Origin of the sequence: Methylocystis iwaonis, assembly GCF_027925385.1 — a bacterium.
Classification (GTDB): domain Bacteria; phylum Pseudomonadota; class Alphaproteobacteria; order Rhizobiales; family Beijerinckiaceae; genus Methylocystis; species Methylocystis iwaonis.
The window spans coordinates 3,243,652-3,259,353 of sequence record NZ_AP027142.1 but is presented as its reverse complement, the minus strand read 5'-3'; the positions used below and the strand labels follow the sequence as shown (position 1 = coordinate 3,259,353).

General features: G+C 61.3%; 11 protein-coding genes. 8 read left to right on the top strand and 3 right to left on the bottom strand.

Going from position 1 to position 15,702, the window contains the following annotated elements:
• Positions 1–24 precede the first annotated feature (24 nt).
• Both QMG84_RS15570 and QMG84_RS15565 read left to right on the top strand, forming a co-directional pair.
• Complete coding sequence (locus tag QMG84_RS15570) at positions 25–1,014, top strand: amidohydrolase family protein (RefSeq protein WP_281929010.1); 990 nt, start codon at positions 25–27, stop codon at positions 1,012–1,014.
• 46 nt (positions 1,015–1,060) lie between these two features.
• Complete coding sequence (locus QMG84_RS15565; RefSeq protein WP_281929009.1) at positions 1,061–2,854, top strand: sulfatase family protein; 1,794 nt, start codon at positions 1,061–1,063, stop codon at positions 2,852–2,854.
• A gap of 201 nt (positions 2,855–3,055) precedes the next feature.
• On the opposite strand, the gene QMG84_RS15560 is transcribed toward QMG84_RS15565, so the two are convergent.
• The 3 genes from QMG84_RS15560 to QMG84_RS15550 are packed head-to-tail and all read right to left on the bottom strand — an operon-like array spanning position 3,056 to position 9,196.
• Positions 3,056–6,244: an efflux RND transporter permease subunit gene (locus QMG84_RS15560; RefSeq protein WP_281929008.1), complete on the bottom strand. Its 3,189-nt coding sequence runs from the start codon at positions 6,242–6,244 to the stop codon at positions 3,056–3,058.
• Positions 6,241–7,548: an efflux RND transporter periplasmic adaptor subunit gene (locus QMG84_RS15555; RefSeq protein WP_281929007.1), complete on the bottom strand. Its 1,308-nt coding sequence runs from the start codon at positions 7,546–7,548 to the stop codon at positions 6,241–6,243. The genes QMG84_RS15560 and QMG84_RS15555 overlap by 4 nt, the downstream gene beginning before the upstream one ends.
• Before the next feature lie 31 nt (positions 7,549–7,579).
• The gene (locus tag QMG84_RS15550) at positions 7,580–9,196 is read right to left on the bottom strand and encodes an efflux transporter outer membrane subunit (protein WP_281929005.1); all 1,617 of its coding nucleotides are present in this window, start codon (positions 9,194–9,196) and stop codon (positions 7,580–7,582) included.
• A 565-nt stretch (positions 9,197–9,761) separates the two neighbouring features.
• Between QMG84_RS15550 and QMG84_RS15545 the strand changes: the two genes are divergently transcribed.
• The 6 genes from QMG84_RS15545 to QMG84_RS15520 are packed head-to-tail and all read left to right on the top strand — an operon-like array spanning position 9,762 to position 15,694.
• Positions 9,762–12,290, top strand: coding sequence for a TonB-dependent receptor domain-containing protein (locus QMG84_RS15545; RefSeq protein WP_281929003.1), 2,529 nt, complete (start codon positions 9,762–9,764; stop codon positions 12,288–12,290).
• 10 nt (positions 12,291–12,300) lie between these two features.
• Entirely contained in the window at positions 12,301–12,981 is a 681-nt protein-coding gene (locus QMG84_RS15540) for a Fe2+-dependent dioxygenase (protein ID WP_281929002.1), read from the top strand.
• Between the two features lie 6 nt (positions 12,982–12,987).
• Positions 12,988–13,671 (top strand): Fe2+-dependent dioxygenase, encoded by a 684-nt coding sequence (locus tag QMG84_RS15535; protein ID WP_281929001.1) that lies wholly within the window; start codon positions 12,988–12,990, stop codon positions 13,669–13,671.
• A 29-nt stretch (positions 13,672–13,700) separates the two neighbouring features.
• Positions 13,701–14,468: a tonB-system energizer ExbB gene (exbB, locus tag QMG84_RS15530; protein ID WP_281929000.1), complete on the top strand. Its 768-nt coding sequence runs from the start codon at positions 13,701–13,703 to the stop codon at positions 14,466–14,468.
• A gap of 6 nt (positions 14,469–14,474) precedes the next feature.
• The gene (exbD, locus tag QMG84_RS15525) at positions 14,475–14,906 is read left to right on the top strand and encodes a TonB system transport protein ExbD (RefSeq protein WP_281928999.1); all 432 of its coding nucleotides are present in this window, start codon (positions 14,475–14,477) and stop codon (positions 14,904–14,906) included.
• Positions 14,903–15,694 (top strand): energy transducer TonB, encoded by a 792-nt coding sequence (locus QMG84_RS15520; RefSeq protein ID WP_281928997.1) that lies wholly within the window; start codon positions 14,903–14,905, stop codon positions 15,692–15,694. Before exbD ends, QMG84_RS15520 begins: the two co-directional genes overlap by 4 nt.
• Positions 15,695–15,702: the final 8 nt, after the last annotated feature.

Sequence of the window (15,702 nt, the reverse complement as noted above, 5' to 3'; positions counted from 1 at the left end):
GGGCAGAAGCGGCAGAGGGACATCATGGACGGGAAGATCGGGCTCGAGGAGCATTTCGGCACGGCGGATTTTCTTCACGATTCCGAAGGCGTCGTGCCTGCCGACCGTTGGGACGAGCTGAAAAGCAGGATTCTCGACATCCACGACCGCCGTCTGCGGCTGATGGACGAATACGGCATGGAGATGATGATCCTGTCGCTGACCTCGCCCGGAATACAAGAGATTCCAGACGCCCCCACGGCCATCGAAACCGCCCGACGCTTGAACGATTATCTTGCGGAACAGGTCGCCAAACGACCGGATCGGTTTCAAGGCTTTGCGGCGCTGCCGATGCAGGACCCGGACGCGGCCTGTGTTGAGTTGGAGCGCTGCATCGGCGCCCTCGGCTTTCGCGGCGCCCTTGTGAACGGCTTCACCGAGCTTGGCGCCGACCGTGAGGCTCTGTATTACGACATGCCGAGGTACCGTCCGTTCTGGGCGCTCATGGAGCAACTCGGCGCGCCATTCTACCTTCATCCGCGGAATCCCCTGCCGCGCAACGCCGGCGTTTACGAGGGTCAGGAATGGCTCATGGGCCCCACCTGGGCCTTCGGCAGCGAAACGGCGGTGCATGCCTTGCGCTTGATGGGATCGGGCCTCTTCGACGAGCATCCTGGCCTGGCCATCCTAATGGGGCATCTCGGCGAAGGGCTCCCTTACAGCATCTGGCGCGTCGATCATCACAACGCATGGGCCAAGGCGCCGCCCAAGCACAAAGCGAAACGGGGCCTTCGCGACTATTTCCAGGAAAACTTTTACCTGACGACGTCGGGCAACTTTCACACGCCGACGCTGATGTGCGCGATTGCCGAACTGGGCGCCGACCACGTCCTGTTCTCGACGGATTGGCCTTTCGAAAACATCGACCAAGCCGCCCTTTGGTTCGATGCGGTCGATATGAGCGAAGGCGACCGCCGTAAAATCGGCCGAACGAACGCGCAGAAGCTGTTCAAATTAGGCGGCGACGGCGCCTAGCCGCGCCGTCGATTGGCCCAACACGTTTAGTCACGAGAGAAGCGCGATGAAGAACGGTGACGATCTGACAAATCCTTCTCGTCGCGCCATACTGACGTCCAGCGCCGCCCTTGTTGGCGCGAGCGTCGTTCCTCAGGCGCAGGCCAACGCTCACAGCGAGCTTCCACAAAACAACACCGCCACCGCGCCCGAATTGCCGCCGCAAGGTTACAACATCCTTTTCATCCTGGTGGATCAGGAGCGGTTTTTTCCTAAGTGGCCATTCCCGGTCCCGGCCCGCGAGTGGCTCAAGAAGAACGGCGTCACATTCAACAACCACCAGATTGGCGCCTCGGTCTGCTCGCCGGCACGCTCGGTCATTTACACCGGCCAGCATATTCAGCACACGGGCGTCTTCGATCTGATGAACTATCTGTGGCAGCCGGACATGTCGACGAAGGTGAGAACCGTCGGCGACCGCCTGCAGCAGCTCGGCTACTATCCGGTTTACCAGGGTAAATGGCACCTCTCGTATAACCTCGATCAGGCGAAGCGCCCGTTTGAGGCGCCGGTGCAGGAGTACCGGAAAATCCTCGAGAGCTATGGCTTCAAGGATTTTTTCGGCTACGGCGACATCGTCGATAAGGAACTCGGCGGCTACCGGTACGACGCGGATACGGCGTCGATCGCGATCACCTGGATGCGAACCGAGGGCGAGAAACTGCGGGCCGAGGGCAAGCCTTGGTTCATGGCCGTAAACTTCGTCAATCCACACGACGTGATGTATATCGATACCGACCTTCCCGGGCGCCCCGTCCAAGGCAAGAAGCACGCACTTGGCATTGCGCCGCCGCCGTATGACGAGATCTATTCGGCGAGCTGGGACGGCGTTCCGCTACCAAGCACGCGCAGTCAGCCCCTCGACGCGCCAGGCCGTCCCGAAGCCCATAAGATCTACGGCGATATTCAATATCTCTTCTCTGGCGAGTGGCCCGATGAAGACCGCCGCTGGCGTCTCCTGCAGAACTATTACTTCAACTGCATTCGCGATTGCGACCGCCACATCATGCGTGTCCTGGAGGCGTTGAAGGCGCACAGGCTCGACAAGAATACGATTGTTATCTTCACCTCGGACCACGGCGAGTATGGCGGCTGCCATCAGATGCGGGGCAAGGGCAATTCCGCCTACCGTCAGCAAAACCACGTGCCGCTCATGATCTATCATCCGGCATATCCGGGCGGCGTGGAGTGCAACGCCGTCACATCGCAAATCGACCTCGCGCCTACGATCCTTGGCCTGACGGGGCTCGATAAGGAAAAGATCAAGCAGGCTTCGGAGGGTCTGAAGGGGAGGGACATTTCGGCGCTTCTGAAGAGCCCGGCGACAGCGAAGGAAGACACGCTGCGGTCCGGCGCGCTGTTCTGCTTCGACATGCTGCTGTTCCAGGACGCCTTCTGGATCGCCAACCTTTACGACTTCATGGAGTCGGCGAAGGTTCCCGATAAGAAAAAGATCAAGGTCCTGAAACAGAAAGAGCCGAACTTTCACCACCGGGTGTCGATGCGCAGCGTGTTCGACGGGCGCTATCGTTTCTCGCGCTACTTTTCGCCCTTGCAGTTCAACACGCCCACGACAATGGAAGAGCTACTGGCCAGGAACGACCTCGAGCTCTTCGACCACAGTAGCGACCCGGAGGAAGTCGAGAATCTCGCCATGAAACCCAAGGAGCGAGGCGAACTGATCATGGCCCTCAACGCCAAGCTCAACACTCTGGTTGCGAACGAAGTGGGCGTGGATGACGGCAGTTTCCTGCCGATCCGCAACGGCAAGTGGCGTTTCCCTCCCAAGAGCGAGCGCTGATCGCTGGAGGCTGTCGCCTTTACCATTTCCGTTTGAGCAGCTCGCATTGGGGCTTGTCATTCCCGGTGGGCTGAAAGCCCGACCGGGAATCCAGGGCCATAGTAGCTAGTGTTGCTCTGGATTCCCGATCGCTCGCTTCGCGAGCGTCGGGGATGACACCGAACCAACCAAGCGGATCTCGCCTAAGCCGACCGACGGCGATCAGGCAATTTCCGCCTCGATTTCTTCCAGAGTCTTGGGCTCCGTCTTCTTCGGGGTGTGAGAGTTTCCGCGCCAGCGCTCGTCCAGCGTCTGAAGCACCACGAAGAACGCCGGCACCAGGAGAACCGCGAGGACGGTCGATGAAATCATTCCGGTGAAGACGCTAGTGCCGAGTGACCGACGAGAATTGGCGCCGGCGCCTGTCGCCAAGACGAGCGGCAGAACGCCGAGGATAAAGGCGATCGACGTCATCAGGATGGGTCGAAAGCGCGAGCGCGCCGCGTCGATCGCCGATTCCAGTATCGGCTTGCCGTCATTGAGGCGCACTTCGCGCGCAACCTCGACGATCAAGATGCCGTTCTTGGCCGAAAGGGCGATCAGCAGCATCAGTCCGATCTGCACATAGAGATTATTGTCGATGCCGAGGCTGGTCAGGGTCAAGGCCGGCCCGACCAGCGCCAAAGGAACGGCCGCGATCACCGCCAGCGGCAGCAGCCAGCTCTCATATTGACCCGCGAGCACGAGATAGACGAGAAGCACGGACATGGCGAAACCCAGATAAAGCAGGTTTCCCGTGATCTCTTCCTGATAGGAGACGGCGCTCCACGCGTAGCCCATGTCGCTCGGCAAGGTCTTGGCGGCCACGGACTCCATGTGCTCCATCGCCTGGCCCGAGCTGACGCCCGGCGCAGACCCTCCCGTGATCGTGGCGGAGGGGTAGAGATTGAAGAGCGTAATCAGGGGAGGCGCCGAGGTTTGCGTCAGTTGCGCGAGCGTCCCGATCGCCACCATGTTCCCGTCCGTCCCGCGAACATACATGTTCAACAGGTCTTCCGGTTGAAGACGAAACTGCGAGTCGGCCTGCACATAGACTTGCAGGACCTGCCCGAACTTGGTGAATTGGCTGACATAGGAGGAGCCGACATAAGACGTCAGCGCCGAGAAGACGTCGCCGACGGAAACTTTGACCGTCTCTGCCTGAACGCGGTCGACGTTCAGCCCGACATGCGGCGAATTGGCCCGGAAAGTGGTGGACGGCTGCTGCAGCGCGGCGTCGGCCTGCGCATTTTTCACCATGTTTTGCGCCGCCACGCCCAGTTTCGCATAGTCGAAGCTGCCGCCCATCAAATTCACTTGCATCTGGAAGCCAGAGGCGTTTCCGACGCCCTGGATGGCGGGCGGCGCCACCACGACCGCCAGGCCGTCCGAGATGCTCGCCAACTTCTTCTGTACAATTTTCGTAAGCGACGCTATGTCCTGGTCCTTGGCCTTTCCGCGCGCGTCCCAGTCATCGAGGGAGAGGTAGGCGACTCCGGCGTTGGAGAGCACGGCGTTGTTGTCGAGCACCGAAACGCCGGCGATGGTGATCACATTCTTCACGCCGGGCGTCGACATCCCGCTGCGCGCCGCTTCGCTCAAAGTGTTGGCCGTGCGTTCGAGTGACGCGCCTTCCGGCAGTTGCGCCACCACGATCAGATAGCCCTGGTCCTCGTTGGGGATGAAGGCTTTCGGCAAACGCGCGATCCCCCACACAGCCAAAGCCGAAATCGCGAGACCGATCAGCACAACCGCTTTCGAACGCGCCACCAGCGCGCCGACGAAGCGGATGTAGATGCCTTCGAGGTAATTATAGGCAATGTTGAAGGCGCGATAAAAGGCGTTGGTGTTTTCAGCCTGTTGTGGGCGCAGCCACTGGGCGCATTGCGTCGGCTTCAAGGTCGCCGCATTGATCGCGCTGATGAGCGCTGTCGTCGCAATGACGACAGCGAATTGCGCGAGCATCTTGCCGGAGAGCCCGGGCAAAAAGGCGGGCGGGACGAAAACGGCCATCAGGACGAGGGTGATGCCGATGATCGGCCCGAACAGTTCCTTCATGGCCCGGATCGCGGCGTCATGGCCGGACATGCCCTGCTCGATATATTTCGACGCGCCCTCGACAATAACGATGGCGTCGTCGACGACAATGCCGATCGCCAGCACGACGCCGAACAGGGTCGACATGTTGATGCTGTAACCCAGCGCCGCCATGCCGGCGAAGGCGCCAATGATCGTCACCGGCACGGTGGTCGCAGGGACGAGCGTCGCGCGGAAGTTTTGCAAAAACACCAGAATAACGACAAGGACGAGGATGCCAGCCTCGTACAGCGTCGTGTAAACCTCATTGATGGAGGTTTTGACGAAATCCGTGGTGTCGAGGGGAAGGGTATATTGCAGATCCTGCGGGAAACGCCGCGCCAGCTCCACCATCTTGGCGCGCACCTCCTGCGAAACCTGAATCGCGTTGGCGTCCGGCGTCTGGAAAATGGCGATGCAGCCCGCGGGACGATCGTTCATCTTGCATTGTTGCGAGTAGTTCTGCGAGCCAAGCTCGACCCGGCCGATATCCTTGACTCTGACGAGACGTCCGCCCTGAACCGTCCCTTCGGACTTCACGATGATGTTCTCGAACTCCCCGGGATCGTTGAAGCGTGAGCGAATATCGACCGTGTACTGGAAATCCTGATTTTTCGCGGCTGGCGGCATGCCTGTCTGTCCGGCCGCCACGAGCTGGCTTTGTTGATTGATGGCGGTGCTGACATCCTGGGGCGTCAGTCCGAAGGAATAGAGCTTGCGCGGATCCATCCAGACCCGCATGGCGTATTTCGCCGCGCCGAAGACGGTGACATTGGCGACGCCATGCAGGCGCGCCAGCTCGTTCACGAGATTGATTGTCGCGTAATTGCTGAGGAAGGAGGCGTCGAAGGTTCCCTTTGGCGAATTCAGCGCAATGATCTGCAGGATCGCGGTCGATTTTTTCTGAACGGTCACGCCCTGCGACTGCACGGCGGCAGGAAGCGAAGACAGCGCATTGGATACCCGATTCTGGACGAGCACCTGCGCCATGTCGGGGTCCGTCCCGATCTTGAAGGTCACGATGAGCTGGTAGCTGCCGTCGGCCGCGCTCGTCGAGGACATGTAAAGCATATTGTCGACGCCATTGACCTGCAACTCGATGGGCAGGGCGACGTTGTCGATCACCGTCTGCGGGCTGGCGCCCGGATAGTTGGTCGAGACCACCACGGTCGGCGGAACGATATTCGGATACTGGGCGACCGGCAGGCTCCGCATCGCAACGAGGCCGATCACCACGATCACGACCGCAATGACGTTTGCGAGGATGGGATGTTCGATAAAGAATTTAGAGATCATTGCTGATCGGCGCTCCCCTCGATTGCCGTCAGCCTGGGCGTGACCTTCGCTCCGGCCGAAATTCGCCAGAAATCCCCGACGACGATGCGATCGTCGCTCTGAATGCCGGAGAGGATGACGCGAAGGTTGCCGTCGAGATCGCCGAGCTGAACATAGCGTTGCTCGACTGCGTCATCCTTGTTCAGCACGTAGAGAAAGCGGCCGACTTGATCCGATTGCACGGCGCGATCCGGCACGAGCAACGCTCCCGGCAATACGCGGGCTTTCGGCAAACGAATCTGCACGAAAAAGCCGGGCAGAAGCCTGTGGTTGGGATTATCCAGCACGCCGCGCACGTAGAGCGTCCCGGTCTTGGGATCGATGCCGGGCGCGACATATTGAATTGTCCCGCGGAAGGGATAATCGCCCTGGTTCTCCATGCCGACCTCGACGGGAACCTGCATGAGTTCGGCGTGGCTCGGCATGCGTTGATTCAGGTTCTTTCGAACCGTCAGAAATTCCGTTTCGCTGAGGTTGGCCACGACATAGATCGGGTCGAGCTGGAGGATGTCGGCGAGGACGGTGCGCTGGCCGGAGCCCCCGACCGTATTGCCCGGGTCGACATAACGCTTGCTCATCTGGCCGTCGAAGGGGGCGCGAACCTCGGTGTAACTGAGATTGAGCTTTGCGATGTCGACTTGCGCTCTGGCCGAGGCGAGATCGGCCTCGGTTTTTTTGGTCTGGAAGTTCCACTGATCGACGACGACCTGCGCCGCCGCGCCCTTCTTTTGCAGCGCTTCGTAACGGGCGGTCTCGATCTTCGCATAGACGAGCGCCGCTTCCAGCGCGCGGACCTGGGCTTCCGCCTGTTGAAGCTGATCCTTGTATTGCTGCTGCTGGATCGTGAACAGAAGGTCGCCTTTCTTGACGATCTGGCCGTCGAGAAAGTGAATCTTCTCGAGATAGCCTTCGACGCGGGCGATGAGGTTGACCGTGTTGATCGGCGTGGCGTTGCCGGTGAGTTGAATATACTCGGTCACCTTTTGGACTTTGGGACGCACGACCGGGACCGACGGACCCGCCGATTGAGCGGCGACCACGGCCGTCGGCTTGCTCGCGGAGCTTTGCGCGGTTTTTTCCTGCGCCGGGGGTTGGGAGCTGTCGCTTGCGCCGAAAAGCTTGCTCCACGCCGATTCTGCGAGGCACGGCTGCGTCGATCCGCCAAGGAGCGCGCCGACGACGGCCAGCGCGGCGCCAGGACGCGACGTCCCGTTGCGGGCTCTTGAGCAGCCCGCGCCTCGCGCCAAATGAATAATGACCATCATCGCGAATCGCCCTTTGCTTTTGCCTTCGTCCTCACCATTCCGGCAGGCGGATTGTGGGGCCTCGGTCCTCGGGCCCAGGCAGACCGGGGTCCGGCGGCGGCGTTTCTCCCTCGGGCGATAGCAAGTCGCCCCAATTGGTCCGGCTGCGCATCTCGCGCGCGGTGGCCTCGTTCACGAAGCCTTTGCCCTCGCGGATCTGCCAGCCGCCGCCAAGACCGCGGAAGACGGCGACGAGCCCGGTCGCTACATTGCCGCTTGCCGCCGCGAGATTGTTTTGGGCCGTCAAAAGATTTTCTTCAGAGGTCAGGACCGTCGTGAAGTCTTGCGTTCCCTGCTGATATTGCAGCAGCGCGATATCGACTGCGCCGCGCGCCTCCAAGACGCTGCGCGCCAGATAGCGCGCCTGCGTCTTGGATAGCGTGAATTTGGAGATGCCGTCTTCGACTTGCTGCTGCGCCACGAGCACAGCGTTCTGATAGTCGACCAGATATTGCTGCAGGGTCGCGTCCTGGAGACGCACATTATTGGTGATCTGGCCGTAATTGAGCACGTTCCATTTGAACGACGGCCCGACGGTGAACATTCGGCCGATGGGGTGGAACGCCTGAGCCAGATTATGTCCGCTGGCCGTGGACGCGAGCCCGCCGAAGCCGCCTGTGATGCTGATCGCCGGGTAGAGCTCCGCCTGCGCCACGCCGATCTGCGCGCTTTGCGCCGCGGCCTTCAATTCGGCGGCGCGAATATCCGGTCTGCGGCGCAGCAGATCCGCCGGAACGCCGACCACCACTTTGTCCGGGGCGGATGGGATTTTCCCGCTGGAAGAGGCGAGCATGGCGCCGATCTCGCCCGGCGCCATGCCGAGGAGCACGGCCAATGCGTTTTGCCCCGTGCGCAATTGGAGCGTCAGTTGCGGGACGGTCGCCTCGGTGGTTGCCAGCACATTTTCCGCCTGGTGGACGTCGAGCATCGTGGCGGCGCCGCCCTTGTAGCGGTCGCGCGCAATGCGGACCGCCTCACGCTGCCGCGTGATATTTTCGCGGGCGATGGCGATTTGGCGTTCGAGCGTGCGAATGCCGATATAGGTCTGCGCGACGTCGGCGAGCAGGGTGACGAGCACGTCGTCATAGCTCGCGATCGAGGCGAGATAAGTGGCGTCGGCGGATTCGACGCCGCGCCGGAATTTCCCCCAGAAATCGAGTTCCCAGACGGCGGCCGCCGACCAATTGTCGGCCCAGAAATTTCCGAGCTTGGAGGAGTTTCCGCCTTGGGACGGCGTGGTCGCGTTGCTCGAGCGATTGTACGACGTCGAGATGGAAAGCGCTTGTTTCTGAGGGAATAATTCTCCGATCGCGACGCCCAGCTCTGCGCGCGCCTGGAGCACTTTCGTTCCGGCGCTCAGCAGGGTCAGGTTCTGGGCGTAGGCGGCGTCGATGAGCCGGTCGAGGACCGGATCGTGGAAGACCCGCCACCAGTCCCGATATTCGGCAGGACCGCTTTTGAGCGAGTGGTTGCGCCATTCGATCCAGGCGTCGGCGATCGGCGCCTGCGGCGTTGCGAAGTCAGGGCCGACAGCGCATCCGGCCGACAGGGTCGAAAGGACGATCGCGACACACGCCGCGCCCCTCTTCTTCGCACCAGCAGCTCCCATCAAGGCCCCAATTTTTCTCGTAAAATGCTTTGGCCAGTTGACGCGCGACGCGCGGCCTCCCGGTGCGTTCCTTGACCAAGGATCGACGTCCTTCAGTGGAGGTCTGGAGCGAGAGGCGAATCAGCCGGCGCGACTACCGAGCTCAAGTTAATATACAGTGCAACGCTCATGGCGCCAGATTTCCCGATATCTTCCCACAGTTCCTTCTGAATGGCCACGCGCGACAATCTCGCCAGTGAGCGCTGATCGGCCCTTCTAGCCTTCGAGAAATTTGCGCGCCGCTTCGACGCTTGGCCGCGCTCGCCCGCTTTTGCGCGGCTCGTCGAGAGCTCAAGCCTCCCCGAGAAGACAGTATATTTTGCTAACTGGAACGATTCCTAACTGGGAATCGACCTTGTTTGAAATAAAACAATCCGTACAGCGGCCTGTCGGAAAGCGTCTTATTGTAAGAGTTCCATTCTAGGCCCGCGAATAATTGACCAATGGCAAGCTACAGCACTAGCTTTAGTCAGCAGACATTGCGCTTCGACATGGCGCAGACGCACACAGACAGTATGGATTTAGAATGAAGAAGGTCAAATCTCCCGTTTCGCTCCGAGCATTGCACGCGTCTCTCCCCGGCCTCTCGGAACGCGCCTCGGCGAAAGCGCTCGGCGCTGCGATTGTCGCCACCGGCGTCAGCGTCTCGGCTTTGGCGCAGGAGTCGTCGACGACCCTGCCGCCTGTCAAAGTCGACGCGCCTCGAGAGAAGCCGCGCCCAGTCGTCACTCCCGTGAAGCCGAAACCCACGCCGGTCGCCGCCGCGAAGCCGCAACCAGCCCAACACCCGGCCCAGTCTCACGCATCGGCGGGAGAGCGCAACGCCGGTACGACGTCTGCGAGCGCGGCTTCGGCAGGCGGGCGGGGCGGCGCGCCGAGCGTTCCGCTCTTCGTTAGCGCGGCCGATGCCGACCCCTATGCAGATCCGGTCGCGCCGTATCGTGCTGTTCGACTTTCGTCGAATAAATTCACGCAGCCGATACTCGATACGCCGCGCACCATAACGGTCCTCACCAAAGAGGTGCTCCAGGACAAGAACGCCACGACCCTGCGCGAGATTGGCCGCAGCACGGCGGGCGTGACGCTCGGAACGGGTGAAGGCGGCAACGCCTTTGGCGACCGTTTCTTCATTCGCGGCTTCGACGCGCGTAACGATATCTTCGTCGATGGCGTTCGCGATCCGGGCGTCAGCATTCGCGAAAATTTCTACACCCAGCAGGTCGAAATCCTGCGCGGCCCCGGCTCGACATTCGCCGGTCGCGGCACCGCCGGCGGCGCGGTCAATATCGTGACCAAACAGGCGACCGACCGTGATTTCACGGATCTGAATTTCATGGGCGGCTTTTCGGATCATACCAAGCGCGTCACGCTCGACGTCAACAAAGCGATCAGCCCGATCCTGGCGGTGCGCCTCAACGCCATGTATCAGGGCGCCAATGTGGCCGGGCGCAGCTATGTCGTCGACGACCGCAACGGCGTCGCGGGTTCTGTCGTTTTCAAGCCGATCGAGGGGCTGACGCTGACGGCGGAATATAACCACGTCTATCTACGTGGGCTGCCGGACTTTGGCGTGCCCTACAATCGAATCGCCAATCGCCCGGTCACCGAAAATCTGGCGCCGCGCTACACTTGGTACGGGCTCCTTGGCCGGGATTTCCAAGCCTCGCAGCAGGACTTCGGCACCTTCACCGCTCAATATAAAGTGTCGGAAAACGTGACGCTCAGCAGCCGTTTTCGTCAGGGGCGATCGGTTCTGGACTATATCGGCACGCTCGCGCAAAACGCCAATATCTTTACGGGGACCGTGTCGCTCAGCCCGCAAAGCCGAAATCAGGTTACGAGCGTATTGGATAATCAAACAGAGGCGAACATCAAGTTCAACACAGGCCCCGTCAGTCACGCGGTCGTGACGGGCGTCGAGTTTTCCCGAGAAGGTCTCACGCGAAACACTTATTCCGGTTTGCAATCCGAGCTCAACGCCGCAGGACCCGCTAACGGCAGCGTCGTCGGCAACCTGTATCTGCCGCCAACATATCTGCCTTTCTTGAACGCCCCCTATCTGACCGCCAATCCCACGCGCATAGCGGTCGACACCAAGTCGGGATATGTCATAGAGACGGCGAATTATCAGGATCTCGTTCTCGCCAACGGCGGCGTCCGCTACGACGATTACACGATCACCAGTCGCAACGAGACCTATACGACTTTCGCGGCCAATCACTCCGGCATGGTCAACTACAATGTCGGTCTGACCGTGAAGCCGATGCCGAACGTCAGCCTTTATGCGGCTTACGCAACATCGAGCAATCCCGTGGGGGCCGAGCTGGACGGAAGCGCTGCAAATTACGGCGGTCTTTCGACTGCGGCCCAGATTTTCGCGCCTCAATACAACCGTGCGAAGGAGTTGGGCGTCAAATGGGAGCTGTTCGGGCATCTGCTCGCGACTGCGGCCTTGTTCCGGACCGACGTGACCGGCGCACGCGAAGTGAACGCCGGCGTGACCACCGGCAATGCGGCCTATTATGTTCAGGGCGTCGATCTCGAACTGGCCGGCAACATCACGGAAAAGTGGAGCGCGATGGGCGGGCTCGTCCTGATGGAGTCCAAGGTGACGAGCTCCTATGCTCCGACCAATGTCGGCTTGCAGCTCGCCAATGTCGCCCACCAGTCGTTCAGCATGCTCTCCAAATACAAATTCGGAGACTTGCTTGGGCTTAATCCCGACGTCCTGGAGTTCGGCGGACAAGCAATCTACCGGTCGAAAATCTACGGCGGCAACAATCTCGTCGCCAATGGCGGAACCAGCTTCAACGCCTTTGGCTGGCCGACGCCGACCGCGAGCAATCCCTTCGTGAATGTGCCAACGCAACTTCCGTCCTACTGGCGGTTCGATGTCTTCACCGAAGCGAAGATCGGCCCCTACACGACGCTCAAATTCTCAGTGACGAACCTCTTCAACCGCACCTACTACGACTCCTTCTACCAAACTGCCGCGCCTTTCGCGCAGATGGCGCCCGGTCGCGCCGCCTATCTCGAAGCCCGCGTGAAGTTCTAGGAGGCTTGCGATGCTCGCATATGTTCCAATGGCGCTCGGAAAGGCGGAAGTCCTGCGCTTTCGTGACGCGCTCGCCGGCGCGCCGTGGGAGGACGGCGCGCCGTCGGGAGGAGCAAGCAAGACGGCGAAGCGAAACAGCCAGGTCCCGCCCGACTCCGAGTTGGCGCGCAAGCTCGGGGCGGCGGTGGGGTCAGCCCTGCTCGCCAGTCCGGCCTTCGTCGCGGCGGCGATTCCGCTGAGAATCTTCCCGCCTCTTTTCGAGCGTCACGAAGTGGGGGATCGCTACGATCCACATGTCGATAATGCGGTGCGCGGAGACGCCATGACCGGCGCGCGCATCCGCGTCGATCTCGCAGCGACTCTCCTCCTGTCGGAGCCAGAGGAATATGACGGCGGTCATCTCGTCGTTGAAGACATGTTTGGCTCTCGTGAATTCAAGCCCCGCGCCGGCGATGCAGTGCTGTTTTCCGCTGGCAGCCTGAACATGTTGACGCCCATCACAAGAGGCGAGCGCATCTCATCCTTTGTCTGGGTGCAGAGCATGATCCAGTCGGACGAGGCGCGCGACATGATCTGCGATCTCGATACGGCGATACAGGACCTTTCGGCGCGTATCGATGGGGACGACCCCGACATGCGCAAGCTCACGACTGTCTATCACAACCTCATCCGAATCTGGGGAGAAGCGTAGGCGCCCATGCTGATCTGCATTCCCGAGGTATTGACCAAACAACAGGTGGCTTTCTTTCGAGAGACCATGTCGGCTGCCGATTGGGAGGATGGTCGCGCCACGGCCGGCGCACAATCATCGCTTGTGAAGAGCAATCTGCAGCTCCCGCAGGACAGCGCCGCCGCCCGGGAATTGGGCGAGCACGTCTTGCAGGCCCTCGCCAATTCGCCGGCTTTCGTGTCAGCGGCGCTGCCGCTGAAAATCTTTCCGCCGCTCTTCAATCGCTATTGCACGGGACACAATTTCGGCCTCCACGTCGACAACGCTATTCGCGGCGTTCCCGGCGCGGCGGTCCGCATTCGCACCGATCTGTCTTGCACCCTCTTCCTCTCTGAGGCCGAGGATTACGACGGCGGGGAGCTTGTGATCGAGGACCGCGTGGGGCAGCAGGAGGTCAAGCTCGCTGCAGGCGATCTGGTCCTTTACCCGTCGACGAGCCTTCATTTCGTCCGTGAGGTCACGCGCGGCGAGCGCGTCGCTTCGTTTTTCTGGCTGCAGAGCATGATCCGGGACAATGTGGCGCGCGCTTTGCTCTTCGATTTAGACCAAGCGATCCAGTCTTTGAGCAATCGGCTTGGCGCTGGCGACCCGGCTTGCGTGCGGCTGACAGGCATCTACCACAACCTCATTCGGATATGGGCGGAAGCATGAAAAGCATAATGCGATCGGCGTTCCTCGGAATGCTTGCTCTCGGAAGCTTCGTCTCATCCTGCGCGGCTCAAAGCCCGTCGGCTGTGCGCGCAGTCGATGCAGCCAGGACTCACGACCTCTCCGTCTGGGCGATGTTTTACAACGCGGACATCGTCGTCAAAGTGGTCATGATCGGCTTGTTGCTCGCCTCGATAGGAACGTGGACCGTTCTGATCGCCAAGACGGTCGAGCTGAAGCGCGCGCGCCAGCGCGCCATCGATGCGATCGCCAGGCTCTCCGAGGCGCGCGGACTTTCGGAGGCGCGACTTGCCTTGGGCAATGCAGATCGTTTGACCGCCGCTCTTCTGTCCGAAGCAACGCGGGAACTGAAGCTGTCCTCGGACATTCTCTCCGGACCTGGCGTCAAGGAGCGTATCGCCTCCTGTTTTGCGGAAGTCGAACGCGCCGAGGCGCTGGCGATCAAGCGCGGGACGGGATTGCTGGCTTCTGTCGGCTCCACGGGGCCCTTTGTCGGCTTGTTCGGCACAGTCTGGGGCATCATGAACAGCTTCATCGGCATTTCGAAAGCGCAGACGACCAATCTCGCCGTCGTCGCGCCCGGCATCGCCGAAGCGCTTCTCGCGACAGCCGTCGGCCTCTTCGCGGCTATTCCCGCGGTGCTGATCTACAACCATCTGGCGCGCCAGACCGGCGCCTATCTCGAACTCGTGACGAATGTCTCAGGCGAGCTGCTGCGCATCGTTTCCCGCGACCTCGATCGCGGACATCATGCAAACAAGATCCAGGCCGCGGAGTAAACGACCATGGCCGCGCATCTCGGCAAGGGCGACCTTCAGGAAACGCATGAGATCAACGTCACGCCTTTCATCGACGTCATGCTCGTTTTGCTGATCATCTTCATGGTTGCGGCGCCGCTCGCGACCGTTGACCTTCCCGTCGATCTTCCTGCCTCCAACGCCGCGCCGCACGAGAAACCGGACAAGCCCGTCTATGTGACGATCCAATCCGATCTTGCGCTCGCGATCGGCGACACGCCGGTCAAGCGCAACGATCTTGTCGCGACGCTGGAACGTCAGCTCGGAGACAAGAACAAACGCATCTATTTGCGCGCCGACAGCGCGGTGCCATATGGAGAGATGATGGCGGTGCTGGAGCGGTTGCGCGCCGGCGGCTTTCTGAAGGTTGCGCTTGTCGCGCTCGATGCGGGCGGCAAAAACGCGAGCGCCGTGAAATGAGCGGCGCGACGGCTCTGAGAAACGAAGCGCCCAACAACAGGCTCTGGAGCCTCGCGGCGCTTTGCGCGATACTCCTACATGTCGGCGGCGCGGGGACGGCGCTCCTCGCCCTGCGCGGCGACATCGAAGACGACGCCAGTGGCGCGCCCGCAATCGAGCTTTCACTCGAACCTGTCGCGGCGCGCGAGACCGAGCCGACCGATCTGCCGCCTGGACCCGTCACCGACGAATCCGCCGCCGCGGCGCCCTCCGTCTCCTCCGCCGAAACGAAGGAAAGCACCGAAGAGCAAATTGCGCGCGCCGAGGCGGAAGACGCGGAATTGTCGCGCGACGCCAAACCGGAACGGCCGGTCGAAAACCAAAAGTCGCAGCAGGCCCAGCAGGTCGTTTCGAGCGAGTCCGCTGCGTCCGAAGCGACCGCGCCGCCGAAATCGGAAGCTGCGAAAGTCGCAGATCGCCCCGCCGCGCCGGTGCAAGGCGCGGACGCGGCGGTGAACGCCGTCAAGCTGACGTGGCAAAAGGCGCTCATGGCGCATCTTAACCGCGCGAAACGCTATCCGGCGGGCGGCGGCAGGCGTGCGGCGGAAGCGAGTGTCCATTTCACGCTCGATCGGCTCGGTCACGTGCTGGCCTATAGCGTCAATCGCTCTTCCGGCCTGCCGCTCTTCGACGAGGCAGCGCTCGCCATGATGAAGCGCGCCGATCCGGTGCCGCCGCCCCCCGCGGTCATCGCAGACCAAGGATTGTCTTTCGACGTGCCGGTGCAGTTCCGAGCGGACCGGCGATAAGCCGGGCC